At 63.9% G+C, this 23,583-nt stretch carries 25 protein-coding genes, 1 tRNA gene and 1 pseudogene; 12 read left to right on the top strand and 15 right to left on the bottom strand.

Annotated features, from left to right (window positions below; genetic code table 11):
• The 5 genes and pseudogenes from ACXJ7R_RS04540 to ACXJ7R_RS04560 all read left to right on the top strand — a co-directional run.
• Window positions 1-289, top strand: a pseudogene (locus tag ACXJ7R_RS04540) (extracellular solute-binding protein); the annotation flags it as partial.
• A gap of 158 nt (window positions 290-447) precedes the next feature.
• Window positions 448-1,332: a carbohydrate ABC transporter permease gene (locus ACXJ7R_RS04545; RefSeq protein ID WP_457150775.1), complete on the top strand. Its 885-nt coding sequence runs from the start codon at window positions 448-450 to the stop codon at window positions 1,330-1,332.
• A 7-nt stretch (window positions 1,333-1,339) separates the two neighbouring features.
• The gene (locus ACXJ7R_RS04550; protein WP_457150776.1) at window positions 1,340-2,254 is read left to right on the top strand and encodes an ABC transporter permease subunit; all 915 of its coding nucleotides are present in this window, start codon (window positions 1,340-1,342) and stop codon (window positions 2,252-2,254) included.
• A gap of 14 nt (window positions 2,255-2,268) precedes the next feature.
• Window positions 2,269-3,369: a sn-glycerol-3-phosphate import ATP-binding protein UgpC gene (locus ACXJ7R_RS04555; RefSeq protein WP_457150777.1), complete on the top strand. Its 1,101-nt coding sequence runs from the start codon at window positions 2,269-2,271 to the stop codon at window positions 3,367-3,369.
• A gap of 62 nt (window positions 3,370-3,431) precedes the next feature.
• Window positions 3,432-4,241 carry a phosphodiesterase gene (locus tag ACXJ7R_RS04560; protein ID WP_457150778.1) on the top strand — a complete coding sequence of 270 codons (810 nt, stop codon included), beginning with the start codon at window positions 3,432-3,434 and terminating at the stop codon, window positions 4,239-4,241.
• Window positions 4,242-4,286: 45 nt separating this feature from the next.
• Here the strand turns inward: ACXJ7R_RS04560 and ACXJ7R_RS04565 are convergent, their stop codons facing one another.
• The 3 genes from ACXJ7R_RS04565 to ACXJ7R_RS04575 all read right to left on the bottom strand — a co-directional run bounded on the left by ACXJ7R_RS04565 (window position 4,287) and on the right by ACXJ7R_RS04575 (window position 8,127).
• Window positions 4,287-5,369: an ABC transporter ATP-binding protein gene (locus ACXJ7R_RS04565; protein ID WP_095084865.1), complete on the bottom strand. Its 1,083-nt coding sequence runs from the start codon at window positions 5,367-5,369 to the stop codon at window positions 4,287-4,289.
• Window positions 5,366-6,946 (bottom strand): ABC transporter permease, encoded by a 1,581-nt coding sequence (locus ACXJ7R_RS04570; RefSeq protein ID WP_457150792.1) that lies wholly within the window; start codon window positions 6,944-6,946, stop codon window positions 5,366-5,368. Before ACXJ7R_RS04570 ends, ACXJ7R_RS04565 begins: the two co-directional genes overlap by 4 nt.
• 173 nt (window positions 6,947-7,119) lie before the next feature.
• The gene (locus ACXJ7R_RS04575) at window positions 7,120-8,127 is read right to left on the bottom strand and encodes an iron ABC transporter substrate-binding protein (RefSeq protein WP_457150779.1); all 1,008 of its coding nucleotides are present in this window, start codon (window positions 8,125-8,127) and stop codon (window positions 7,120-7,122) included.
• 205 nt (window positions 8,128-8,332) lie between these two features.
• Between ACXJ7R_RS04575 and ACXJ7R_RS04580 the strand changes: the two genes are divergently transcribed.
• The 3 genes from ACXJ7R_RS04580 to ACXJ7R_RS04590 all read left to right on the top strand — a co-directional run bounded on the left by ACXJ7R_RS04580 (window position 8,333) and on the right by ACXJ7R_RS04590 (window position 11,760).
• Complete coding sequence (locus ACXJ7R_RS04580; RefSeq protein ID WP_457150780.1) at window positions 8,333-8,884, top strand: sigma-70 family RNA polymerase sigma factor; 552 nt, start codon at window positions 8,333-8,335, stop codon at window positions 8,882-8,884.
• Between the two features lies 1 nt (window position 8,885).
• Window positions 8,886-9,524, top strand: a complete 639-nt coding sequence (locus tag ACXJ7R_RS04585; protein WP_457150781.1) for an NrsF family protein — start codon at window positions 8,886-8,888, stop codon at window positions 9,522-9,524.
• Between the two features lie 256 nt (window positions 9,525-9,780).
• Window positions 9,781-11,760 carry a PAS domain S-box protein gene (locus tag ACXJ7R_RS04590; RefSeq protein ID WP_457150793.1) on the top strand — a complete coding sequence of 660 codons (1,980 nt, stop codon included), beginning with the start codon at window positions 9,781-9,783 and terminating at the stop codon, window positions 11,758-11,760.
• A 27-nt stretch (window positions 11,761-11,787) separates the two neighbouring features.
• On the opposite strand, the gene ACXJ7R_RS04595 is transcribed toward ACXJ7R_RS04590, so the two are convergent.
• The 7 genes from ACXJ7R_RS04595 to ACXJ7R_RS04625 form a co-directional block, all read right to left on the bottom strand.
• On the bottom strand, window positions 11,788-12,666 hold the full coding sequence (locus ACXJ7R_RS04595; protein WP_457150782.1) for a 3-hydroxybutyryl-CoA dehydrogenase: 879 nt from the start codon (window positions 12,664-12,666) through the stop codon (window positions 11,788-11,790).
• Window positions 12,667-12,783: 117 nt separating this feature from the next.
• Window positions 12,784-13,713 (bottom strand): electron transfer flavoprotein subunit alpha/FixB family protein, encoded by a 930-nt coding sequence (locus ACXJ7R_RS04600; protein WP_457150783.1) that lies wholly within the window; start codon window positions 13,711-13,713, stop codon window positions 12,784-12,786.
• A 23-nt stretch (window positions 13,714-13,736) separates the two neighbouring features.
• Window positions 13,737-14,486, bottom strand: coding sequence for an electron transfer flavoprotein subunit beta/FixA family protein (locus ACXJ7R_RS04605; RefSeq protein ID WP_457150784.1), 750 nt, complete (start codon window positions 14,484-14,486; stop codon window positions 13,737-13,739).
• Between the two features lie 180 nt (window positions 14,487-14,666).
• Entirely contained in the window at window positions 14,667-15,461 is a 795-nt protein-coding gene (locus ACXJ7R_RS04610) for a rhomboid family intramembrane serine protease (RefSeq protein ID WP_095084856.1), read from the bottom strand.
• Window positions 15,462-15,494: 33 nt separating this feature from the next.
• Window positions 15,495-16,076, bottom strand: a complete 582-nt coding sequence (locus ACXJ7R_RS04615) for a cob(I)yrinic acid a,c-diamide adenosyltransferase (protein WP_457150785.1) — start codon at window positions 16,074-16,076, stop codon at window positions 15,495-15,497.
• A gap of 18 nt (window positions 16,077-16,094) precedes the next feature.
• Window positions 16,095-16,286, bottom strand: a complete 192-nt coding sequence (locus ACXJ7R_RS04620) for a twin transmembrane helix small protein (RefSeq protein WP_095084854.1) — start codon at window positions 16,284-16,286, stop codon at window positions 16,095-16,097.
• A gap of 24 nt (window positions 16,287-16,310) precedes the next feature.
• Window positions 16,311-17,177 (bottom strand): SDR family oxidoreductase, encoded by an 867-nt coding sequence (locus ACXJ7R_RS04625; RefSeq protein WP_457150786.1) that lies wholly within the window; start codon window positions 17,175-17,177, stop codon window positions 16,311-16,313.
• Window positions 17,178-17,235: 58 nt separating this feature from the next.
• On the opposite strand from ACXJ7R_RS04625, the gene ACXJ7R_RS04630 reads away from it, so the two are divergent.
• Window positions 17,236-18,087 carry a YihY/virulence factor BrkB family protein gene (locus ACXJ7R_RS04630; protein ID WP_095084852.1) on the top strand — a complete coding sequence of 284 codons (852 nt, stop codon included), beginning with the start codon at window positions 17,236-17,238 and terminating at the stop codon, window positions 18,085-18,087.
• Here ACXJ7R_RS04630 and ACXJ7R_RS04635 read toward each other — a convergent pair.
• From ACXJ7R_RS04635 to gluQRS, 3 genes are all read right to left on the bottom strand, one after another.
• Window positions 18,057-18,971 carry a DMT family transporter gene (locus ACXJ7R_RS04635; RefSeq protein WP_457150787.1) on the bottom strand — a complete coding sequence of 305 codons (915 nt, stop codon included), beginning with the start codon at window positions 18,969-18,971 and terminating at the stop codon, window positions 18,057-18,059. The genes ACXJ7R_RS04630 and ACXJ7R_RS04635 overlap by 31 nt on opposite strands.
• 156 nt (window positions 18,972-19,127) lie before the next feature.
• The gene (locus tag ACXJ7R_RS04640) at window positions 19,128-19,346 is read right to left on the bottom strand and encodes a hypothetical protein (protein ID WP_095084850.1); all 219 of its coding nucleotides are present in this window, start codon (window positions 19,344-19,346) and stop codon (window positions 19,128-19,130) included.
• 139 nt (window positions 19,347-19,485) lie between these two features.
• A complete protein-coding gene (gene gluQRS, locus ACXJ7R_RS04645; RefSeq protein ID WP_457150788.1) occupies window positions 19,486-20,361 on the bottom strand; it encodes a tRNA glutamyl-Q(34) synthetase GluQRS in 876 nt (291 codons plus the stop codon).
• Between the two features lie 72 nt (window positions 20,362-20,433).
• Between gluQRS and ACXJ7R_RS04650 the strand changes: the two genes are divergently transcribed.
• Both ACXJ7R_RS04650 and ACXJ7R_RS04655 read left to right on the top strand, forming a co-directional pair.
• Complete coding sequence (locus ACXJ7R_RS04650; protein WP_457150789.1) at window positions 20,434-21,075, top strand: DNA-3-methyladenine glycosylase family protein; 642 nt, start codon at window positions 20,434-20,436, stop codon at window positions 21,073-21,075.
• A 127-nt stretch (window positions 21,076-21,202) separates the two neighbouring features.
• Entirely contained in the window at window positions 21,203-21,760 is a 558-nt protein-coding gene (locus tag ACXJ7R_RS04655; RefSeq protein ID WP_006328497.1) for an HNH endonuclease, read from the top strand.
• Between the two features lie 165 nt (window positions 21,761-21,925).
• Here ACXJ7R_RS04655 and ACXJ7R_RS04660 read toward each other — a convergent pair whose 3' ends face one another.
• Window positions 21,926-22,444 carry a disulfide bond formation protein B gene (locus ACXJ7R_RS04660; protein ID WP_457150790.1) on the bottom strand — a complete coding sequence of 173 codons (519 nt, stop codon included), beginning with the start codon at window positions 22,442-22,444 and terminating at the stop codon, window positions 21,926-21,928.
• Window positions 22,445-22,526: 82 nt separating this feature from the next.
• A complete protein-coding gene (locus ACXJ7R_RS04665; RefSeq protein ID WP_457150791.1) occupies window positions 22,527-23,111 on the bottom strand; it encodes a YqaA family protein in 585 nt (194 codons plus the stop codon).
• A gap of 291 nt (window positions 23,112-23,402) precedes the next feature.
• Here ACXJ7R_RS04665 and ACXJ7R_RS04670 point away from each other — a divergent pair.
• A tRNA-Leu gene (locus tag ACXJ7R_RS04670) sits at window positions 23,403-23,487 on the top strand.
• Window positions 23,488-23,583 lie beyond the last annotated feature (96 nt).

A 23,583-nucleotide genomic window follows, 5' to 3' on the forward strand; every position in this document is an offset into this window, starting at 1 on the left:
GACCAAGTCGGGCTTCGACTACATGAAGTCGAGTGGCTTCTACGACAAGGCGCCCTTCAAGGGCCGTGAAACCGCGATCGCCAGCCTGACCGCGTCCGAACCGACCGAAATCACCCGCGGTATCCGGTTGGGCAATTTCACCCAGATCCGCGCCGAGTTCGGCACGCAGATGCAGGCGATCTTCGCCAACAAGGTCAGCGTCCAGGAGGGCCTCGACACGCTGGTCAAGAATGGCGATGCCATCCTCGACCGCTTCCAGCAGACCTATCCGGGTAAGACCCTGCCCTGATCTCGGATCTACGCGGCCGCCCGCCGGTCTTGTCCAGGCATGATCTCTTCCGAAAACCGCTTTCCACTTTCGGGATCATGCTTGGGTCGACGGGCGGCCATTTCGTGGACTAGTCTCCCTTTGCTCTAAGCCAGCTGTTAAGCGGCGTCGGCGGACCGATGGAAAAACGCGTTACCTTCAGCAGTTGGACAATCGGCATCCTTTTCGCGGTGCCGCAGCTCCTCTTGATCTTCACGTTCTTCTACTGGCCGGCCGGTCAGGCGGTCTACTGGTCGCTGACGCTGCAACAGCCCTGGGGCGGCGGCAACATCTGGGTCGGGCTCGACAATTTCCGTTCGATCCTGTCCAACGCCGATTACTGGAACTCGATCACCGCCAGCCTGGTCTTTGCCGGGATCAGCACCGGGCTTGCCATGTTCATCGCGCTCGTGCTCGCGGCGCTGACCGACCGGCAACTCGCCGGCTCGCGCTTTTATCGCGTGGTGCTGATCTGGCCCTACGGCATCGCCGCTCCAGCGCTGGCAATGGCGTTCCGATTCATCCTGGCGCCGGAAGCGGGCTTCATCGCCGTCGTCAACCAGGTCTGGCCCGGCTTCTGGGACCCTGGCCTTGATGGCGCCGACGCCATGGCCTCGATCATCATCGCCTTCTCCTGGAAATATGTCGGCTATAATTTCATCTTCTTCCTCGCCGCGTTTCAAGCCATTCCGCGTTCGCTGATCGAGGCGGCTGCGATGGACGGCTCGGGCGTCATGAGGCGTTTCCGGGACATCCAGTTCCCGTTGATCACGCCGACGATCTTCTTCCTGCTGGTCATCAACATCACCGAAAGCTTCCAGGATTCCTTCGGCATCGTCGACATCATGACCTCGGGCGGGCCGRCCAACGCCACCAACCTGATGGTCTACAAGATCTATTCCGACGGCTTCAAAGGGCTCGATTACTCGGGTGCCGCCGCGCAGAGCATCATCCTGATGCTGCTCATCATCGTGCTGACCATTTTCCAGTTCCGCTTCATCGAGCGGCGTGTGCACTACAGGTGAGGCCGATATGGTAGAGCGCACCCCTTTCCTCAATTTCTTCACGCATGTGATCTTGTTCGTCGGCTTCGTGCTTTGCATCGCCCCGTTCGTGGTCGTCACCATTGCCGCGTCGCATAATCTCAAGGATGTCAACGATGTGCCGATGTCGCTGCTGCCGGGCAGCGACTTCTGGCTCAACATCGAGACGGCCTGGACGACCGCCGACCTTGGCCCCAAGCTTCTGAACAGCTTCATCATGGCCGCCGGTGTCGCGGCGGGCAAAGTGATGATCTCGGCGCTCACCGCCTTTTCGATCGTCTATTTCCGCTACCCCGGCCGCACCTTCATCTTCTGGCTGATCTTCGTSWCGCTGATGCTGCCGMTSGARGTGCGCATCGTGCCGACCTATGCAGTGGTCGCCAACGTTCTGTCGCCCTATCAGACCATCCTGGATTTGACTGGTCTGAGCTGGCTCATCGAGAAAGTCTCAGGTGTGCAGGTTTCGCTCAGCCTCGGGCTGCTCAACTCCTATTCCGGACTTATCCTGCCGCTGATCGCGACGGCAACCGGCACCTTCCTCTACCGGCAGTTCTTCCTGACGGTTCCCGATGAACTGACCGAGGCCGCGCGCATGGACGGCGCCGGAGCCCTGCGCTTTTTCATCGACATCCTGCTGCCGCTGTCGCGCAACAACATGGCGGCGCTTGGAACCATCATGTTCCTGTGGGCATGGAACCAGTATCTGTGGCCGCTGCTCATCACCACCGACCAGTCGCATGCGACAGCGGTCACCGAGTTGAAGCAGCTTATCCCCAATGTCGGCGGCATCCCGGAATGGAACATCGCCATGGCCGGAACGCTTATCGTCATGCTGCCGCCGCTGATTGTCGTGGTCGCCATGCAGCGCTGGTTCGTGCGCGGCCTGATCGCCACCGAAAAGTAACAAGGAGACGGCCAATGGCCTCCATCACCATTCGCGACGTTAAGAAGAGCTACGCCAAGTCGCAGGTCGTGCACGGCGTCGACCTCGATATCGCGTCGGGCGAGTTCGTCGTCATCCTCGGGCCATCCGGCTGCGGCAAGTCCACTTTGCTTCGCATGATCGCCGGGCTGGAGGATATCTCCGGCGGCACGATCGCGATCGACGGCACCGTCGTCAACAAGCTGGAACCGCGCGAGCGCGGCTGCGCCATGGTGTTCCAGAATTATGCGCTCTATCCGCATATGAGCGTGGCGCAGAACATCGGCTATTCGCTCAAGGTCGCGGGTGTTCCGGCCGCCGAGCGTACGCAGCRCATCCAGGCGGTTGCCCGTACGCTGGAGCTCGAACATCTGCTCGACCGCAAGCCGATGGCGCTTTCCGGAGGCCAGAGGCAGCGCGTTGCAATGGGCCGCGCGATGATCCGCGAACCCAAGGTGTTCCTGTTCGACGAGCCGCTGTCCAACCTCGACGCCAAACTGCGGGTCCAGATGCGCTCGGAGATCCGCAAATTGCATCGCCGCTTGAACGCCACCTCCGTGTTCGTCACGCATGACCAGGTCGAGGCGATGACACTGGCCGACCGGCTGGTGGTGATGAATGGCGGACGTGTCGAACAGGTCGGCACGCCCGGTGAGGTCTACAGCCGTCCGGCCAGCCGTTTCGTCGCCACCTTCGTCGGTGCGCCGGCGATGAACATGCTCGAAGGCACGGTCGAGCTCGACGGGCTTTCGCTGCTGGGCGGCAGCCGGCGCCTTGCCGTTCAACGCGCCGGTCTGGCTGTCGGCACGCAGGTGGCCGTCGGCATCCGGCCGGAAGCGGTCCGTCTGGTGGCGCCGGGCACGGCAGGCGCGCTCGATGCGACCGTCGACCTCGTCGAGGAACTGGGCGCGGGACGGGTCATCTATGTCGATCTCGATGGCGCGTCGTTCTCCGTCATGACATCGGAGGCCGTCCACCCCGAGCCGGGCAGCACTGTCGGTCTGCGGTTTTCGCCGGATGACTTGCATTTCTTCTCGTCGGACACGGGAACCCGTCTCGAGGTCTTCAAGGCCTCGGTGCCGGAGCCAGCACTCTGATTTTTGAAGGCAGTCACTGTCGCCGATGACGGGGCAGGCGGTGCTGGCAAAACGGTCGTGCGATGAAAATAATCCAGGTCACCGATGTCCATCTTGGCCGGCAGGGCGAGCGCCGCTATGGCGTGGACCTGCATCAGCGATTGGCTTCATGCATCGCGCACATCAATGCGCATCACGCCGACGCGGCGCTTTGCGTCTTTACTGGCGACCTGACCGAGACCGGAGCGCCCCAGAGCTATGCCGATCTCAGGACAGCCCTGAATGCGCTGTCGGTGCCCTGGCGGTTGCTGCCGGGGAATCACGACCGGCGAGCCAATCTTGCCGCGGCGTTTCCTGAAGTTCCGGTCGATGAGAACGGCTTCGTGCAGTCGGCTCATCAAATGGCCGACGAGGTGCTGCTGTTCCTCGACTGTCTGGCGGAAGGACGCATCAAAGGCGAATTGTGCGAAAGGCGGCTTGCCTGGCTCGACGCCCGGCTCGAGGAGACAGCCGGCAGGCCCGCCTATGTCTTCATGCACCATCCGCCGGTCGCGCTCGGCCTGCCGCAACTCGATCCGCTGGCGCTCGAGCAGCCCGAACGGTTCCTCGGCCTGCTGCGGCGCCACGGCAACGTCCGCCACATCTTCTTCGGTCACGTCCATCGCGACATTGCCGGAACGGTCGCCGGCATTCCGTTCTCGGCGCAGCGCGGCCTGCATGCAAGGTTCGCGCTCGCCCTCGACAGGTCGAGCGAGATCGTCGAGCAGGCGCCACCCTCCTACGCGGTCATCCTCGTCGACAGCGCCAACGGGCGCGTGGTCGTACATGGCTGCGATTTTCTTGAACAATGGCCGATCTATTCCGGCGAAACCGGCGAACGCATCACGGCGTGAGCCTGCTCGCCGCGTTGAGGCACAACGTCGCCAGCCTTCGACCGTTCAGGCGAACACGTGCGCCGTTCCCGATACGGTCAGCCGGACGATCTCGCCGACCGCCGGCGCGTCCATGCCCGATTTGCGCAGGATCAGCGGCGTGTTGCCGATCGCGGCGGCGTCGGGCGGATCGGCGCTGTTCAGAAGCCGCACCGCGACCGTGCACATCGAGCCGGCGAATTCTGATTCCGTCACTTCGCCGAACAGCATGTCAGGGGTGCCCGACATGCCTTCGCGCGATGTGCGCTTCAAGGCAATCTGCTCCGGCCGCAGCATGATGCGGACAACATCGCGGCTGTCCGACGTATCGACGGCGATGCGGCCGAGCGGAGAATAGGCGAAGCCGCCCGATATCTTGGCCGGCAGGATGATGGCGTCGCCGAGGAACTCGGCGATCATCCTGTCCTTCGGCTTGAGGTAGAGCTCGCGCGGCGTACCGACCTGCGAGAACTTGCCGTCGCGCATCACCGCCACCTGGCTGGCGAAGGACAGCGCCTCGGCCTGGTCGTGTGTCACCAGGATGGTCGTGATGCCGGCCGCCTCCAGGAGTTCGGCCACGGCCTTGCGCATGGAGGCGCGCAGGCCGGTATCCAGGGCCGAGAACGGCTCGTCGAGAAGCATCAGCCGTGGCTTCATCGCCATGGCGCGGGCGAGCGCCACGCGCTGCTGCTGGCCGCCGGAGAGTTGATGGGGGCGGCGTTTGAGGATCGCCTTGTCGAGCCCGACAATGTAGGCGAGTTCTGCGATGCGCTCGGCGCGCTTGTCCTCGCCGCGACCCATGCCGAAACCAATATTGTCGCCAATGGTCAGGTGCGGGAACAGCGCGCCGTCCTGCGCCACCACGCCGATGCCTCGACGATGCGCCGGCACCGCGCTGCCGTCCTTGGCCAGCACCTCGCCATCGAGCGTGATGCGACCCTGGTCCGGCGCCTCGAAGCCGGCGATCAGCCGCAGCAAGGTCGTCTTGCCGCAACCGGACGGGCCGACGATCGCCGTGCGGCTGCCGCTGACGACGCTCAGGTCGACGCCGGCAAGTGCCGCCACCGGGCCGTAATGCTTGTGCAGGCCACTGATTTCGAGAAAGCTCATCGTCCGGCCATCCGTTTCGACTGGACATAGAGCAGCCAGGTCAAGGGGAGCGACATCGCCACCATGATGAAGGCGTAAGGGGCGGCCGAGGCATAATCAATCTCGCCGCTGTACGACCAGAACGCCATGGCTAGCGTGCGGGTGCCGTTCGGCGCCAGCATCTGGGTGGCGGTCAGTTCGTTCATGATGCCGAGCGCCACCAGCGCCATGCCGGCCGCGGCCCCTGGCGCCGACAGGCGGATCGTCGTCGACCACAGCGCCTGCAGCGGCGGCCGGCCGAGACTGGAAGCAGCGCGTTCGAGTTCGACCGGCGCCTGCGCGATCGATGCGCGCAGGCTGACCAGTGCGCGCGGCAGGAACATCAGCGCATAGGCCACCAGGATGGTGAACAGGGTCTGGTAGAGGGGCAGGGCGATGCGCACCGTGATGGTGACCAGCGCCAGCGCGATGACGACCCCCGGCAACGAGCCGACGATGTAGTTGCAGCCCTCCAGCAGGCGCTGCAATGGCCCGGGCGCGCGGATCGAGATCCAGGCCATCGGCATGGCGGCGACGGTGGCGAGCAAAGCGCCGGCGAGCGCCAGGAACAGCGTCTGGCCGAGCGCTAGCCCGATCTCGTCGAAGCGCCATACAGCGGTGCCGCCGGCGACAAGCCAGCCGCCGATGGTGACGAAAGGCACGCCAAGCGCCAGCAGCGTGGTGGCGACAAGCAAGGCCAGGCACGGGATGGTGGCGCGGCCGAGAGGCGCGCGCTGCTGGTGTCGTGCGGCGCCGGAGCCAACGCGCGCATAGCGCTCTTCGCCGCGCACCAGCACTTCGAGGCCCAGAAGCACGAAACAGCAGCTCACCAACACGCCGGCCAGCATGTTGGCGGCCGGCCCGTTGAAGGTCGACTGGAACTGGTCGACGATCGCCGTGGTGAAGGTGTCGAAGCGGATGAAGACATAGAGGCCGTACTCGGCCAGCAGATGCAGCCCGACCAGCAGCGAGCCGCCGCAGATGGCAAGCCTGAGTTGCGGCAGCACGACGCGCCAGAATACGCGCCATGGCCCAAGGCCGAGCGCTGCCGCGGCGTCCTCGAGGGCGGGATCGAGACGGCGCAATGCCGCCGACACCGGCAGATAGAGGAACGGGAAATAGGCGATGACGGAAACCAGCACGCCGGCTCCCAGGCCGTGCAGCCTGGGCACCATGGTGATCCAGGCGTAGCTGTGCACAAAAGCCGGAATGGCGAGCGGCGCCACGCACAGCCAGGCCCAGAGCCGGGCGCCAGGCAGGTCGCTGCGCTCGGTCAGCCAGGCCAGCGCCACCGACAACACGACGGCGATCGGCACGGCCAGCAAGACCAACAGGACCGTGTTGACCAGAAGCTCGCCGACACGCGGCCGGAAGACCAGTGCCGAGACGGTTTCCCAGCCGGTCTGCACCGCGGTCCAGATGATGAAGGCAAGCGGCAGCAGCGCCAGCAGCGAAACGAAGATGGCGGCGATGACCAGCCAGGGTGCCGCGCGTCGCCGAGCCCTTCGGCCTGTGCCCGCAGGCAGGCCCGAGCGCGCGAGATCGACCGCAGACTGCATCAGGTCAGACGCCGTGCCGGTGCCGTCCAGCGGCAGCAGTTGAAGGACCGCAATTGCGGTCGGGAACACAGCGTGTCGTCATCGACGAATGCCATCTCGAAAAACAAAATCACTCCCGCGGAAAGTGAATTCCCGCGGGAGCGTGGTCGGTGTCCTTTTAGGACGAATGGCAACTAAAGCAAGCCGGCTGCCGTCATCAGGTCGGTGACCTTCTTGGAGTTCAGCGTCGTGGCATCGACCTTGGGTGCCTGCAGATCGGCCAGCGGCACCAGCTTCGGGTTGGACTCTGCACCCTTGCCGACCGCATATTCGAAGGAATCGCCAGTCTTCAAGATCTCCTGGCCGCCCTTGCCTGTCACCCACTTCAGGAACGCCTGGGCGTCCTTCGGATGCTTGCTCGAGGCCAGCACGCCGCCGCCGGAGATCGAAACGAAAGCGCCCGGATCCTGGTTCTTGAAATAATGCAGTTCGACATTCTTGCTGTTTTCGCCGGTCTTGGCCTGATCGCCGAAATAGTAATAGTGGTAGATCACGCCGCCTTCGATCTCACCGGCATTGACCGCCTTCATCACCGTGCTGTTGCCCTTGTAGGCGGTGAAATTCGTCTTCATCGCCTTCAGCCAGTCCGCCGTGGCGGCTTCGCCCTTGAGCTGCAGCAGCGCACTGACGATGGCCTGGAAATCGGCGCCCGACGGCGAGGCGGCCCAGCGGCCCTTCCAGCTCGGATCGGCGAGATCAAGCATCGACTTGGGCAGCTGGTCGGCCGTCAGCTTGGTCTTGTTGTAGGCAAAGACGGTGCTGCGTGCCGCGACGCCGACCCATTTGCCGCTGGCCGCCTGATAGTCGTTGGGAACCTGGGCCAGCGTGTCAGCGTCGACCGGCGCGAACAGGCCGGCACTTTCGACCAGCGCCATGGCTGGCGAGTTTTCGGTCAGGAACACGTCGGCCGGCGAGGCCGCGCCTTCGGCGACGATCTGGTTGGAGAAGTCGCTGTCGCCGCCATTGCGGACTGTGACCTTGATGCCGGTTTCCTTGGTGAAGCCCTCGGCCCACGCCTTGGTCAGGTTCTCGTGCTGGGCGTTGTAGACAATGATGCCATCATCTTCCGCCATCGCCGGGCCGGCGATCAGGCTGATTGCCAGCGCGGTGGCGCCGACGAGGGTGGAAAGAGCATATTTCATGGCATTGTCCTCGATCTCGGGGGTCTTGCGTCTGTCACGGCTGCACCTATCAATACCTGACAGGGATAGTCAACATTGTCTTGCCGATTTTGATCGAGCGCCGAGGCGCAAACTTTCGTGATTTGCCGGTAATTTGGCTTGGACATTATTTCGCCGGCCACGTAACAAATCACCGCCGAGACGCGAAAATCGGGGAGTAACTCTTGTGACCGGCAAGGATGAGGCCGAGCTTTCCCGGCTGATGCGGGCCGCGATCGCGGGAGATGAAAAGGCCTACGCCGACTTTCTGCGCCGGATTGCCGCGCTGGTTCGCGGTTTTGTCAGGCGCAAGATCGTGCAGGGCGGGGTCGATCCCGAGGATGTCGTGCAGGAAACCTTGCTGGCCATTCATGTGAAACGACATACCTGGCGCCAGGATGCGCCAGTGTTGCCGTGGGTTTATGCGATCGCCCGCTTCAAGCTGATCGACGCGTTCCGGCGGCGCGGACGGCGCATCGAGATCGATGTCGACGATATCGCCGAGACCTTCGCCGAACCGGAACAGGAGAGCGTCAGCGAACGCGACATCAACCGGGCATTGGACGGCCTGTCGCCGGCACAGCGTTCCGTGGTCTCTGCCGTGTCGGTGGAGGGGCGGTCAATCGGCGAGACGGCGGCCAAGTTCGGGATCAGCGAGACGGCGGTGCGCGTGTCGCTGCATCGGGGACTTGCCGCGATAGCCAAGCGATTCGGGCAGGGGCGATTCGGGCGGGAATGACATGAGGACGGACGATCTCATCAAAGCGCTGGACGCCGATGCCCGCAGCAAGGCGATGCCGCTGCAATCGGCCTGGTGGATGGCCGCCGGTGCGGCAGCAGTCATCGCGGCCATCGTTTTCCTGCTGACGATCGGCCCGCGCCCCGACTTCATGGCCGCCGCGCACACGATGCGCTTTCTCTCCAAATTCGTCTTCACCATCGTGCTTGCCATCAGCGCTTTCGCCCTGATCCGCGCCTTGTCGACACCCGGTGCGCCGACCAGCAGGGCAATGGCCGGGATGATCGCCGCGCCGCTGTTGGTAGCCTTGGCCGTGGTTCTTGAGCTGCTTGCCGTGCCCGAGGCCGATTGGGGCACAAGGATGGTCGGCTCCAACATGATGATCTGCATGGGCTTCATTCCGCTGATCGGCATTGGCCCGCTTGCCATTTTCCTGTGGATGCTGCGCTACGGCGCGCCGACACGGCCGATGCTTGCCGGTGCGGTCGCGGGCCTGCTTGCGGGCGGGCTGGCGGCAACCTTCTACGCCGCGCACTGCTTCGACGATTCGCCGCTTTTCGTCGCCACCTGGTACACGGTAGCGATTGCGTTCCTCGCGCTGCTTGGCGCGCTCGGCGGGCGGTTTTTCGTGCGCTGGTAGTGCGGCACCGGAGCGGTTCACGGAAACGCCGAACCGCTCCATCTTTTTTGTTTGACGCAATTCCGGACGGAAAACCGTCTCACATTTTTCATGGAATGCTCAGTCGCGCGCCATGCACACCGATCCTTAATCATGCCGGCAATTGTTTGTCGGGTACCGAACGCGCCGGCATGCCGAGCGCAACCATTCCTTAAAATCGATCCGCCAAGGTCGGCGCAACAACATGCGTTTGCGCACGGGGGTGGCACGTATCGTGATGGGGCGAGGATTGACCGGCCGAAGATCTTTTGGGCACGCAGGGTTGGCGGTGCTCGTGGCCGGCCTCAGCGTCGTAGCGGCCTCGATCCTGCTGTCGCGACTGGATCCCGGCACCGAGGCGCTGAAGCTCTGCATGCAGGTTTCGGTGGCGGTGGCGGCGGGTGCGCTTTTCCTTGCCGCCCTGTGCATCCGCCGGATCAGCGAGGATCGCAGGCAGATCGCGGAGAGCGAGCAGCGCTTCCGCCGCGCCATGGAGGATTCGGCGATCGGTATCGCCGTTGTCGGCCTCGACGGGCGCATTCTCCAGACCAATCCGGCCTTCGCCGCCATGCTTGGCTACAGCCGCGCGGAGATCGAGGCGCTGACCTTCTTCCAGATCACGCATCCCGACGATATCCAGATCGGCCGGGACACGATGGCCGGTCTGAAAGCAGGCACGGTCAATTCCTTCCACTTCGAGAAACGCTATCTCAGGAAGGATGGCACACCCGTCTGGGCGCATCTTGCCGGCTCCGTCATCCGTGACGAAAGGAGCGGCCGTCCGCTCTATCTCGTCTCGCAGATCGAGGACATCGACGCCCGCAAGCAGGCCGAGGCGCGCATTGCCGAAGCCGAAACGCGCTGGAATTTCGCGCTTGCCGGTGCCGGCCAGGGCGTCTGGGATCTCGACATGCGCAAGGGCGGGACGACATACTCGGAGACCTGGGGCAAGATGCTGGGCTTTGAGGATGGCGAGCTCGACGGTGATCCCAACTGCTGGCTGACGATGATCCATCCCGACGATCGCGAGACCGTCGCCGAGGCGGATCGCGCCCATCTCGACGGCAAGACACCCTACTTCGAAGCCGAATTCAGGATGCGCCACAGGGATGGCCACTGGATATGGATCCTCGACCGCGGCAAGGCCATCGAGCGTGACGCGGAGGGGCGGCTGGTCAGGGCCATCGGCAGCCTGACCGACATCACCCAGCGCAAGGAGGCGGAAGCACGCCTCACCGTATCGGCGGCGATGCTGGCCGATGAGAAGGAGCGGCTGAGGGTGACGCTGCAGTCGATCGGCGATGCCGTCATCTGCACCGATGCCGCAAACCGCGTCACCTTCATGAACCCGGTTGCCGAAAAGCTGACCGGGGTTGCCGGTGGCGAGGCCCTCGGCAAGATGCTTGGCCATGTCTACTGGGCGGTCGACGAAGAGACGGGGCACAGGATCGGCGTCACCCGGCCGGCCATCGGCGGCCAGGCGCCCGCCGACCAGAACAGCCGCGCCGTCCTGATCCGGCGCGACGATACGCGCTGCAGCATCCGCCAGGTGGTGTCGCCGATCATCAACGAGCGGAACGAGTTCTGCGGGCTGGTCATCGTCTTCCAGGACTTCACCGACGCGCGCGCGCTGCAGCGCCAGCTCGCCCACGCGGCCGCGCATGATGCCCTGACCGGCCTTGCCAATCGCTCGAGCTTCATCCGCGCCATGGAGGACCTGGTCGATCAGGCGCGCAAGGGCGGCATCTCGGGCACAGGCAGCGGATATCAGTTCATGTTCATTGACCTCGACCACTTCAAACTGGTCAACGACACGGGCGGCCATGCAGCCGGCGATGCCTTGCTCAAGCGGGTTGCCGAGGCGGTTCGCGGTGTGCTTGGTCCCGAAGACATGGTCGCGCGCCTGGGCGGCGACGAATTCGCGGTCGTCCTGAAATCGGGTTCGGCTGCCGGCGCCAAGATCGCGGCGCGATCTATCATCGATGCGATACGCGGCCTGGACTTCGCCTGGGATGGCCGTCCTCACGTGATCGGCGCCAGCATCGGCCTGGCTGCGATCGGCGCCAGTTGCGGCGAAGTCGACGAGATCATCGCCAGGGCCGACGCCGCTTGCTATGCGGCCAAGGCGGCCGGCCGCGGCTGCGTTTGCGTGGCGCCGGACGGCGAGGTCATGGACGACAGGATGGAACCGCCCGAGCCGCTTGCCGCGGCCTCCTGATCTCGGCCTATCAGCCCCCAGACCTGATTAGCGCGTCGGAACGGGATGCTCGCCGCGATAGTCGTAGAAACCGCGTCCGGTCTTGCGGCCGAGCCAGCCGGCCTCGACGTATTTGACCAGCAGCGGGCAGGGGCGGTATTTCGAATCCGACAGGCCGTCGTGCAGCACCTGCATSAYCGASAGGCAGGTATCSAGSCCGATGAARTCGGCCAGCTGCAGCGGGCCCATTGGGTGGTTGGCGCCGAGCCGCATGGCGGTGTCGATGGCGTCGACCGAGCCGACACCCTCATAGAGCGTGTAGATCGCCTCGTTGATCATCGGCAGCAGGATGCGGTTGACGATAAAGGCCGGGAAATCCTCCGAGACCGTGATCGTCTTGTCGAGCTGCTTCACATAGGTCTTCGCCGCCTCGAAGGTCTGGTCCTCGGTGGCGATGCCGCGCACCAGTTCGACCAGCTTCATCAGCGGCACCGGGTTCATGAAATGGATGCCGATGAATCGCTCCGGCCGGTCGGTCTGCGCGGCAAGCCGCGTGATCGAGATCGACGAGGTGTTGGTCGCCAGGATGGCTTCGGGATTGAGCTGCGGACAGAGCTGCGCATAGATCTTGCGCTTGACCGTCTCGTCCTCGGTCGCTGCCTCGATCACCAGATCGGCGCCGGCAAGATCGGCCATCGCCGGGGCGGAGGCTATACGCGCCATCGCCTCGTTGCGCACCTTCTCGTCGAGCTTGCCTGACCCTACCTGGCGGGCCATGTTGCCGCTGATGGTGGCGATGCCCTTCTCGATACGGTCGGGCGATATGTCGTAGATCAGCACCTTGTAGCCCGAAAGCGCGGAGACATGGGCGATGCCGCCGCCCATCTGGCCCGCGCCGATGATGCCGATCGTCTCGATCTTGCTCATTACACCGATCCCGTCAAAAGGCCTTTGCGGCCTGCTTTTTGTGCGGTGCAAACTAAAAGGGCGGGGCGACTTCGTCTACCCCACCCTTCACTATTTAATACGCTTTGGCAGAGAGCGTCAAAGCGCCTTTTGCAGTTCCGGCAGGATGACGAAGAGGTCGCCGACGAGGCCGTAGTCGGCGACCTGGAAAATCGGCGCCTCCTCGTCCTTGTTGATGGCGACGATGACCTTCGAATCCTTCATGCCGGCGAGGTGCTGGATGGCGCCGGAAATGCCCACCGCAATGTAGAGATCGGGGGCGACGACCTTGCCGGTCTGGCCGACCTGCCAGTCGTTCGGCGCATAGCCGGCATCCACCGCGGCGCGCGAAGCGCCGACGGCGGCACCAAGCTTGTCGGCGACCGGCAGGATGACTTCCTGGAACTTCTCCGAGGAGCCCAGCGCGCGACCACCCGAGATGATGATCTTGGCCGAAGTCAGTTCCGGGCGGTCGGTCTCCGAGAGCTTGTTCTCGACGAAGGTGGAGAGGCCGGGATTGGCTGCCGCCTTGACGGTCTCGACCGCGGCCGATCCGCCCTCGGGGGCTGCCTGGAAGGAGGCGGTGCGGACAGTGATAACCTTCTTGGCGTCGGTCGACTGCACCGTCTGGATGGCGTTGCCGGCGTAGATCGGCCGCTTGAACGTATCGGGCGAGACGACTTCGATGATCTCGGAAACCTGCGCGACATCGAGCAGGGCCGCCACGCGCGGCGCGACATTCTTGCCCGACGAGGTCGCCGGCGCGATGATGGTGTCGTAACCGCCCGCGAGCGACACAACGAGTGCCGCGGTCGGTTCGGCGAGGCGCTCGGCAAGCTCTTCGGCCTCGGCCAGCAGCACCTTGCTCACGCCCTTCAGCTTGGCTGCGGCGTCGGCCGCACCCTTGGCGCCCTTGCCGGCAACCAGCACATGCACGTCCGAACCGATCTGCAGGGCTGCGGAGAGTGCCTTGGCGGTCTGGTCGGAAAGGGTGGCGTTGTCGTGTTCAGCAATCAGAAGAATAGCCATTTTCGTGTTCCTTTCCCGATCGCTTACAAAACGCCGGCTTCGTTCTTGAGCTTGTCGACCAGTTCGGCGACGCTCTTGACCTTGACGCCTGCCTTGCGGCCGCTCGGCTCCTCGGTCTTGATGACCTTCAGCCGCGGCTTGACGTCGGCGCCGTAGTCGGCCGGGCTCTTCTCGTCGAGCTGCTTCTTCTTGGCCTTCATGATGTTGGGCAGCGAGGCGTAGCGCGGCTGGTTGAGGCGAAGGTCGGCGGTCACGATCGCCGGCATCTTCAGCTCCACCGTCTGCAGGCCGCCGTCGACTTCGCGCGTCACTTTGGCCTTGTCGCCGTCGATCACCACCTTGGAGGCGAAGGTGCCCTGSGCCCAGCCMAKCAGGGCSGCSAGCATCTGGCCGGTCTGGTTGGWRTCGTCGTCGATCGCCTGCTTGCCRASGATGACGAGGCCGGGCTGTTCGGCGTCGACGACGCCCTTCAGCACCTTGGCGACGCCGAGCGGCTCGGTCTGTTCGTCGGTCTTGACCAGGATGGCGCGGTCGGCACCCATGGCAAGCGCGGTGCGCAAGGTTTCCTGCGCCTGCTGCGGACCGATCGAAACGACGATGATCTCTTCGGCCTTGCCGGCCTCCTTCAGCCGGATCGCCTCTTCAACCGCGATCTCGTCGAACGGGTTCATCGCCATCTTGACGTTGGCGAGTTCCACCGCCGAACCATCAGCCTTCACGCGAACCTTGACGTTCGCATCCACAACCCGCTTTACGGGCACAAGGATCTTCATTGCCTGTCACCTCTTCAAGATAATTAGGCGCGCTATAACAGCCTGCGCCCTTTCTGAGTTGTCGAAAGCCGACATTCCGGATGGAAATTCTGGTCTTTGACCGCCTTAGGCTGGGACGGAGACGTTTCCGTAGTTGCGGCAACCCTGCACGTCAATACGCCGCAAGGCGCTCAAATCGGTTCAGTCCGAGCCGGAAGCGTTTCCTCGCCCCCAGCGCGGCGTTGCGGCAGGCGGGTCGGGGGTCACCGGTTCGGCCGCAGGCTGGTCAGCGGGAGCGACAGGGACATCCTCGTCGGGGCCGGCAAACAGCGGCACGCCGCGGCTGCGCAAGACAAGCACCAGAATGGCGCCGGCGATGATGCCGCCGATGTGGCAGGCCCATGAAATCCGGTCCTCACCGCCTGCGGCAAACATCACCACCTGGAACGCCACCCACAGGACCAGCGGGATGAAGGCCGGAATGCGCAGCGGGATGCGGGCAAAGGCCAGCACCCACACCTTCACGCGCGGATAAAGGATCAGATAGGCGACAACCACGCCGGCGATGGCGCCGGACGCACCGATCAGCGGCACCTGCGAATCCCAGGCGATGAGGCCCTGGAAGGCGGCTCCGGCGATCGCGCACAACAGATAGAAGATGAGGTAGCGGACGTGGCCGAGGGCGTCCTCGACATTGTCGCCGAACACCCACAGGAACAACATGTTGCCGCCGAGGTGGAAGATGTCGGCATGCAGGAAGGAATAGGTGAGGTAGCTCAGGCTTTCGGGGACGACAACAAAGCGAGGATCGAGCTCAGCGGTGTCATGGACGACGGCCGGGATGAAGCCGAGGCCGAGCACGGCGGCATTGGAGAAATTCTCGCCGCCGAGCGCGGTGGCGAAGTAGACCAGGGCGTTGACCACGATCAACCCGATCGTCACATATTGCAGGCGGATGTGCCGCAGCCTGTTGGTGTCGTAAAGCGGGATGAACATCGGTCCCCTGGCCCCCTCGCGCTTTCGGACAGTTCAGCGGTTCTTGCCGGGAACCCATAGCACGTCGGCATTTCCATTGTCATTGACCGCCCGGGCGGCGACAAACAGGAAATCCGAGACGCGGTTGATGTATTTCAGCCCGTCGGGGTTGACGTGCTCGCGGGGGTCCTGGGCCAGGGCCACCATCAGCCGTTCGGCCCGCCGCGCCACGGTGCGGGCGAGATGCAGGGCGGCGGCGGCCGGCGTGCCGCCGTTCAGCACGAAGGATCTGAGTGGCTGAAGGTCCTTGTTGAGCAGGTCGATATCCTTTTCGATCCGGTCGGTCTGCGTGCCGATGATGCGCAGCGGCTCATAGCCGAGCGGCTTGCCGTCATCGGGCACGGCGAGATCGGCGCCGAGGTCGAAGAGATCGTTCTGGATGCGGGAAAGCATGGCGTCGATCGCCGGGTGGGTTGTCGCGGTGTGGACCCGGGCGATGCCGATGCAGGCATTGGCTTCATCGACCGTGYCGTAGGCGTCTACCCGCAGATCGGACTTAAGCCGCCGTTCGCCGGTGCCGAGACCGGTGGTGCCATCATCGCCGGTGCGGGTGTAGATCTTGTTGAGCTTGACCACATCGCCTCCCGAACGGTCTCACTTGCGGGTGAAATACACCGCCAGCAGGATCAGCGCCAGCGCCACGGCCTGCAGCAGAACACGCGCCTGCATCAGCTTGTTCGAGGTGACGCCGGACCCGCCGCGCATCATGTTGATGAGACCGCGAACGAGGACGATCACCACGGCGACCATGACCAGAATGGCGAGGATGTTGAAGACGGTTGCCATGGTGTGTTTCCCAGTTCGGTTGGTTCAGGCGCGTTTGGCAAGGAAGCGGTAGAGTATAGATGCCGGCAGGATGCGTTTGAGCGCCGCACCGATCTTAGCCGGCACTGTTACCACATAGTGCGGGCGCGGGCGCCGCGACAGAAGCGCATGGCGCAGCGCCGCATGTACCACTTCCGGCCCCGGCTTCAGTGCCGATTGGCTGCCGCCGGCCCGCAACCTTGCCAGTTGCGCCTCATAGTCGAGGCGGTGGACCGAATTCTCGTGATCGATGTTCTGCAGGAACCATGGCAGCGCATTGCTGGCGATTTTCGACTTTACCGGCCCGGGTTCGATCAGCGAGACATGGATGCCACTGCCCCTGAGTTCCTGATGCAGGCACAGCATCAGACCCTCCAGCGCGTGCTTCGAAGCCGAATAGGCGCCGCGAAAGCGCACCGGCGCGAGGCCGAGGATCGACGAGCAGTGGACGATGCGGCCATGGCCCTGGCGTCGCATCACCGGCACCAGCCGCCGGGTCAGGTCGTGCCAACCGAAGAAATTCGCCTCGAATTGCTGCTTGAGCGCCGCCACCGGCAGATCCTCGACGGCGCCGGCTTGCGCGTAGGCGCCGTTGTTGAACAAGGCGTCGAGCCGGCCGCCTGTGCGATCCAGAACCGATGCGACCAGCGCTTCAATGGATGCGGCTTCAGTGTAGTCGAGATAGAAGGCCTCGATGCCGTCCGCTTCGAGTGCGGCGATGTCGTCCGGCTTGCGTGCCGTCGCGAACACCCGCCAGCCTTCCGCCTTCAATGCGCGGGCGCAGTAGGCGCCTATTCCCGAAGAGGCGCCGGTAACGATGATCGAGCGCAACGCTTGCGCCTGACTGTTCGTGGTTTCGCCAAGGGTTGCCATTTGCCGCAATCCCTTCCCATATTCGCGGCGTCGAGACAATCGAAGGGAGCGCGGGTTCTTGCTGCGGAATATTGTCGCCCTGCGCCGCGTGCTCTACGACGCGCTCGGCCATTTCAACACCGATGACGGCTGGGCAATGGCCAGCCATCTGGCCATCACCTCGCTGATGGCGCTGTTTCCGTTCCTGATTTTCGCCACGACGCTGGCGAGTTTCCTCGGCGCGCAGGCGTTCTCCGACACGGCCGTGCATCTGGTCTTCGACACCTGGCCCGAGCAGATCGCCAAGCCGATCGCGCGAGAGGTGCTCAATGTGCTGACCGTCAGGCGCACCGACCTGTTGACCTACGGCGTGCTGCTTGCCGCCTACTTTGCCTCGAACGGCATCGAGGCGTTGCGCACGTCGCTCAACCGGGCCTATCGCGTTTCGGAAACGCGCGGCATCATCTACCGCCGGGTGCAGAGCATCATCTTCGTTCTGATCGCGACGGCCGGTTTCCTGGCGATAAGCGTGCTCCTGGTGTTCGCGCCACTGCTGGCGCGGCTCGCGGAAGCCCATATCGAAGGGATCAAGCCCTATATGGGCACGATCACGCTGTGGCGCTACGTCATCGCCTCGGTGGTCATCGTCGGCGGATTGTTTGCCGTGCATTTCTGGCTGCCGGCGGGCAGGCGCCGCTTTGTCTCGATCATACCGGGCATCATCTTCACGCTGGCGGCATGGCTCGTCGGTTCGACCGTCTTCGCCACCTATCTCGATCACTTCTCGTCTTATGTGACGACCTATGCCGGCCTCGCCTCGATCATGATCGCGGTGGTCTTCCTTTATATGCTCTCGGCGATCTTCATCCTCGGCGGCGAACTCAATGCCGCGATCAGCCGCTATCTGGAGGCGCGCGCCCGAGTCGGTTGATTGAAAGGCCGAGGCTTGGTCTGTCGAGCCGTTGCCAGGCCGACGCCGAATGTCGTGATCGCCATGCCGACAATCTGCAGCGCGTTGAGCTGCTCGTCGAACAGGGCCCAGGCGATGATGGCCGTCACCGCCGGCACTAGGTAGAACAGCGAGGCCACTTTCGACATCTCGCCGTCGCGGATCATCACCATCAACAGGAAGATGGCGCCGAGCGACAGCACCAGCACCAGCCAGGCCATGGCGAAGATCAATTCGCCGTTGATGACGACGGTGCGTGTCTCGAAGGCGAGCGAAGCCAGGATCATCAAAGAGGCGCCGCCGACATATTGCCACATGGTCGCCGCGACGAGGTCGCCGCCGGAGGCAAAACGCTTCTGCCAGATCGTACCTGCACTCATGCCGAGCACCGAGACCAGCGAGGCGGTCAACGTCGCCGCCGTCACGCCACCGCCGAGCGCGCCGAGCTTCGGCCACAGCACGATGACGATGCCGATGAGGCCGATGCCAAGGCCGGCCCAATGACGCGGCAGGATCGCCTCGCCGAGAAACTTGCCGGCAAGCACGGCCGTGATCAGCGGCTGCAGGCCGACGATGAGGGCCGAAAATCCGGCCGGCATGCCCCGGTGGATGGCCCAGAAGACGGCGCCGAGATAGACGCCATGCATCAGGATGCCGGCGCCGGTGGCGTGCAGCGCTTCAGTGCGGGTGGCTCTCTTCGATCCCAGCACGAGCATCAGGACGGCCAGCAGGATCGCAGCCAGCACGAAACGCCCGGCAAGAAAGGTGAACGGCTCGGCCCACGGCATGGCGTAGCGCGCGCCGATGAAGCCGGTTGCCCACAGGACAACGAAGGTGGCGGGGATGAACCGCTTGAAGCTGTGCATGTTCGGGAAACCGCCGCACTGGGGGAGAGTTGATCGTGGCGCTGCTCTAATGCGGTTCAAGCCGGCGCGCAAAACGAAACGATTGATCCATACATCATTGGAATTCAACCGACGGCGAATTCGGCTCGGTTTGAGATTTCGGCGACCGATTTCTTGTTACCAGCTGCACCCCGGCCACTTGATAAGCGGGCTGTGCCCATAGACGGCTTCCCTGTCGTCAAACGACTTGACCACCGACCATACCGGATCGCCGTTGTCGTCGGTCTCGTTGCCCACCATGACCGAAACGATATGGTCTGGGTACTTGGCGCCCTCGATTGCCGTCAGCCTGTCGCAAACGCGCGCCTTTTCTTCGTCAGTCAGATGTCGCTTCATGGAAGCCTCCACCGCTTGGCGCCAAGCATACAGAAGTTTTGACCGGCACGCGACGGGCGGTTGATGGCAATTGACGACGGGGCAAAGTTCAAACCGACATGACCCGAATTCGCCACGCGGTTTCTCTGGCCCGCCAGGCTCAAAGGCCGACCATCCGCCTGATGTCGTCCGGCGATGCGCCGGCATGGCGCAAGGCGGCAAGGCCGGTGTCGCCGAAGCTCTTGGACAGCTTTCGTCCATCCGGCCCGAGGATGAGGCGATGATGGAAATAGGCCGGCTGCGGCAGTCCGAGGAGTTCCTGCAGCAGGCGCTGCACGCCGGTGGCGGAAAACAGGTCCTGTCCGCGCACGACATGGCTGACGCCTTGCAGGGCATCGTCCATGACGACGGCGAGGTGATAGCTGGTCGGGATGTCGCGGCGCGCCACGATTACGTCGCCCCAGTCCTGCGGCCGGGCATTGATCGCGCGTGTCGCGACGAGCGCCTCATCGCTGAATTCGGCCCATGCGAGGTCCTTGCCGACACGCGCCACGGCGGCATCGATATCCAGCCGCCAGGCGAAGGGCGCGTTCTCGGCGATCCGTCGCTTGCGCTCCTTCACCGGCAGCGCCTTGTCGGCGGCGGGGTACAGCGGCACGCCATCTGGATCGCGAGGCCAGTCGCGTCCGCGCTGTTCGCTGTCGGTGATGAATGCCCGGATCTCGCCACGGCTCATGAAGGCGGGATAGACGAGTTCGTCCCGAATCAGCCGGTCAAGCGTCGTCTCGTATTCCGCGAAGTGCTCGGACTGGCGGCGCACCGGCTGTTCCCAGCCAAGCCCCAGCCACTTCAGATCGGCAAGCAAGCCGGCCTCGAATTGCGGCGTGCAGCGTGTCGTGTCGATATCCTCGATGCGCAGCAGCAGGCGGCCGCCTGCGGCGTCAGCCAATTTCTGATTGAGCAGCGCCGAATAGGCGTGGCCGAGATGCAAGTCGCCGTTGGGGCTGGGGGCGAAGCGGAATGTCAGGAGTGTCATTTGTCCGGCGGCAATCAGGTTTTGCGGCGCTTCGCCAATTGCTACCCTGTCGAGGGTCAAGGAACAAGAAACATGCAGCGCATTGCCACATCAGACGACATTGCCCGGGGGCTCGATGCGCTTTGCCTGATCGACCCGCGCCTGGAAAAGGTGCGCGGCATGGCCGGCGAGGTGCCGCTGCGGCTTTCCGAGCCCGGGTTCCGAAGCCTGGCCTCGATCATCGTCTCGCAGCAAGTGTCCCGCGCCAGCGCCGATGCGATCTTCGGCCGGCTGACCAAACTCGTCGATCCGCTGACGCCGCAGGCGATTCTGGCCGCCGGCGAAGACATGTTTCGCGAGGCGGGCCTGTCGCGGCCGAAGCAGCGCGGGCTGATTGCCATTGCCCAGGCTGTGGCCGACGGGCTCGACCTCAATCACCTCTGTTCGCTCGACGCCCAGGAGGCGATCACGACGATGACGGCGGTGTCCGGGATCGGCCCGTGGACGGCGGAAGTGTATCTCTTGTTCGCCGCCGGCCACCCCGACATTTTTCCGGCGCGCGACGTTGCCTTGCAGAGCGCGGTCGGTCACGCGCTCGGCATCGAGCCGCGTCCGCCGGAGAAAACACTGATCGCACTGGCCGAATCATGGAGCCCGTGGCGAGGTGTCGCATCGCGGCTTTTCTGGTCCTATTATCGCGAAACCAGAGGTCGGGAAGCCGCGCCGCCGGCTTAATCCGCAAAAAGGCATGAAAATCACGCATTTTTGGCGCTTCAGCGACGCGACAATCCGCTTCACATCCCTGTCATGTCAGGCTTACAGTATCCGCGCCATTCGGGTCTAGAACCAAGGAGGTAAACACGTGACGGTCGCCGTATCTCCGGATGGGCTTCCAGCACTGGTGCTGAATGCGGATTACCGTCCGCTCAGCTATTACCCTCTGTCGCTCTGGTCCTGGCAGGATGCCATCAAGGCGGTGTTTCTCGACCGGGTGAACATCGTCGCCGAATACGAGCACGCCGTCTCCTCGCCGACCTTCTCGATGAAGCTACCGAGCGTCGTCAGCCTGAAGGCCTATGTGAAGCCGTCCAGGCACCCGGCCTTCACCCGCTTCAACGTCTTCCTGCGCGACCGCTTCCAGTGCCAGTATTGCGGCACGCCGGAGGACCTGACCTTCGATCACGTCATCCCCCGCCATCGCGGCGGCGCCACGACGTGGGAGAATGTCGTTGCCGCCTGTTCGCCCTGCAATCTCAGGAAGGGCGGCATGATGCCGGCGCATGCCAAGATGTGGCCGCTGCAGAAACCCTTCCAGCCGACGGTGCACGATTTGCACAACAACGGCCGCCTGTTCCCGCCCAACCATCTGCACGAAAGCTGGATGGATTATCTGTACTGGGATGTCGAACTCGAACCGTAGAGTTCGGCACAAATCCGCCATGCTGGCCGCCTGACGCGGCTTTCTGCGCTTCCGGTGCTCACGTACCTGAGTACGCTCCGCTCCGGTTCTCGAAAGCCGTGCCATCCGACTCAGCCTGCCGAATTTTTGCGCGAACTCTGCGTCGCGCCGGCCAAACGAATTTGCTCAGTCGCGGGTGAGGGCGCCGCGGAAGGCGACGGCGGCCAGGACGAGGCTGGCGATGGCGTTCCAGCCGGCCAGCGACAGGCCGAGGATGCGCAGCGCCGCCTTGTCGCAGGAGGGCGGCACGAATTTGTCGAGCGCGTCGAGCACGCCCTTGCCGCCGGTGTCGACTGGCCCGGCGCCGGCGGTGCAATCGGTCGGGCCGGCCCACCACTGCCATTCGACGCCGGAGTGATAGACACCGAGATAGAGGCCGTAGAGCATCAGCAGGCCGCCTATGGCCAGCAGGCCGCGCGTCAGCCATGCCGGCGCGTGCAGCATGGATGCAAGCACCGCCAGCAGCATCAGCGGCGCGCCGATGTAGTAGGGCGTGCGCTGCTCAAGGCAGAGGTGGCAGGGGATGTAGCCGCCGAGATACTGGAAGCCCAGCGCCGAGCCCACGGTAGCGGCCATCGCGACGGCGAGAAACAAGGCGGTGCGCGTCCGCTGGCGTCCGGTGTCGGCATTCATGGTCGCTGTCATCGTGTTCTTCGTCCGTTGAGTTCGCCGCGCTCTTTGTCCCTGTCCTTGTCCCAACAGCGCCGGGCATTTTTGGGCGACAGGACTAGAACGCGTATTTGACGAGGATATAGAGCAAAATCAGGGCAGCCGCGCCGGCGCCGGCGATCAGTCCGAGACGCTTTTCGATGAATTCGCGGATCGGCTCACCGAAGCGGCGCAGCAGCCAGGCCAGCAACAGGAAGCGGGCGCCGCGCGCGACGATGGCCGAGATGATGAAGATCAGCAAATTGACGTGCAGGGCGCCGGCAAGGATGGTGACGACCTTGATCGGCGGCAGGTGCGCGAGACCGGACGTAACGAGCAGCACCAGCATCAGGCCGGTGCCAGAATTCTGCCAGTGCTCGAAGGTCGACAGGCCGCCGAAATGCTCCAGGATCGGACGGGCGACGGCGTCGTAGGCGAAGTAACCGATCATCCAGCCGGCGATGCCGCCCAGCACCGAGGCGGCCGTGGCGGTCAGCGCATAGCGGTAGGCGCGGTCGGGGCGTGCCAACGCCATCGGCAGATAGAGCACATCGGCCGGTACGAAGAAGAACGAGCTCTCAATGAAGGCGATGATGGCAAGCCACCATTCCGCGGATTTCCTTGCCGCCAGCGACAAGGTCCAGTCGTAAAGTCCGCGAAGCATCGGCACTCCTAATGCGTGTCGCCCAAAAATGCGCAGCGGTTTCGGACATTGGCATGCACAACCAACGGGCATGCACAAAACAAAGACCCAAAGCACGCGCCATCTGTTCTGTCAGACGCGCCGCACTTTGATGCGCCGCCTGTCTAGAAAGATTTTCCGCGCTGCACAATGGCAGCGCCGTCACGAAATCGAAAGGTGAAGTTTGGTCGCATCCGGGCCATCGACAATTGGCCAGTTGACGAACAGGCCTCCAACCGTATAGTCCGCGCCCATCCAGGCCGCCCGGCCTGAGCCCCTATGGCGGAATTGGTAGACGCGCTCGACTCAAAATCGAGTTCCGCAAGGAGTGCTGGTTCGATCCCGGCTAGGGGCACCACTGACAACCCGTCAGATCAAGGACCGAGAGGTCAAGGTCGTGGCGCTGGATTTGCCGCCTTCGCACATGATGTTGAAGACCGAGGACGCCTTCACC

This window comes from Mesorhizobium sp. P5_C1 (assembly GCF_054049815.1).

Excerpts from the sequence above, each read along its gene's own strand:
- ACXJ7R_RS04560 (WP_457150778.1), top strand. The coding sequence starts at position 3,432 with ATGAAAATAATCCAGGTCACCGATGTCCATCTTGGCCGGCAGGGCGAG.
- ACXJ7R_RS04565 (WP_095084865.1), bottom strand. The coding sequence starts at position 5,369 with ATGAGCTTTCTCGAAATCAGTGGCCTGCACAAGCATTACGGCCCGGTG.
- ACXJ7R_RS04570 (WP_457150792.1), bottom strand. The coding sequence starts at position 6,946 with ATGCAGTCTGCGGTCGATCTCGCGCGCTCGGGCCTGCCTGCGGGCACA.
- ACXJ7R_RS04575 (WP_457150779.1), bottom strand. The coding sequence starts at position 8,127 with ATGAAATATGCTCTTTCCACCCTCGTCGGCGCCACCGCGCTGGCAATC.
- ACXJ7R_RS04585 (WP_457150781.1), top strand. The coding sequence starts at position 8,886 with ATGAGGACGGACGATCTCATCAAAGCGCTGGACGCCGATGCCCGCAGC.
- ACXJ7R_RS04590 (WP_457150793.1), top strand. The coding sequence starts at position 9,781 with ATGGGGCGAGGATTGACCGGCCGAAGATCTTTTGGGCACGCAGGGTTG.
- ACXJ7R_RS04600 (WP_457150783.1), bottom strand. The coding sequence starts at position 13,713 with ATGGCTATTCTTCTGATTGCTGAACACGACAACGCCACCCTTTCCGAC.
- ACXJ7R_RS04610 (WP_095084856.1), bottom strand. The coding sequence starts at position 15,461 with ATGTTCATCCCGCTTTACGACACCAACAGGCTGCGGCACATCCGCCTG.
- ACXJ7R_RS04620 (WP_095084854.1), bottom strand. The coding sequence starts at position 16,286 with ATGGCAACCGTCTTCAACATCCTCGCCATTCTGGTCATGGTCGCCGTG.
- ACXJ7R_RS04625 (WP_457150786.1), bottom strand. The coding sequence starts at position 17,177 with ATGGCAACCCTTGGCGAAACCACGAACAGTCAGGCGCAAGCGTTGCGC.
- ACXJ7R_RS04635 (WP_457150787.1), bottom strand. The coding sequence starts at position 18,971 with ATGCACAGCTTCAAGCGGTTCATCCCCGCCACCTTCGTTGTCCTGTGG.
- ACXJ7R_RS04640 (WP_095084850.1), bottom strand. The coding sequence starts at position 19,346 with ATGAAGCGACATCTGACTGACGAAGAAAAGGCGCGCGTTTGCGACAGG.
- gluQRS (WP_457150788.1), bottom strand. The coding sequence starts at position 20,361 with ATGACACTCCTGACATTCCGCTTCGCCCCCAGCCCCAACGGCGACTTG.
- ACXJ7R_RS04650 (WP_457150789.1), top strand. The coding sequence starts at position 20,434 with ATGCAGCGCATTGCCACATCAGACGACATTGCCCGGGGGCTCGATGCG.
- ACXJ7R_RS04660 (WP_457150790.1), bottom strand. The coding sequence starts at position 22,444 with ATGACAGCGACCATGAATGCCGACACCGGACGCCAGCGGACGCGCACC.
- ACXJ7R_RS04665 (WP_457150791.1), bottom strand. The coding sequence starts at position 23,111 with ATGCTTCGCGGACTTTACGACTGGACCTTGTCGCTGGCGGCAAGGAAA.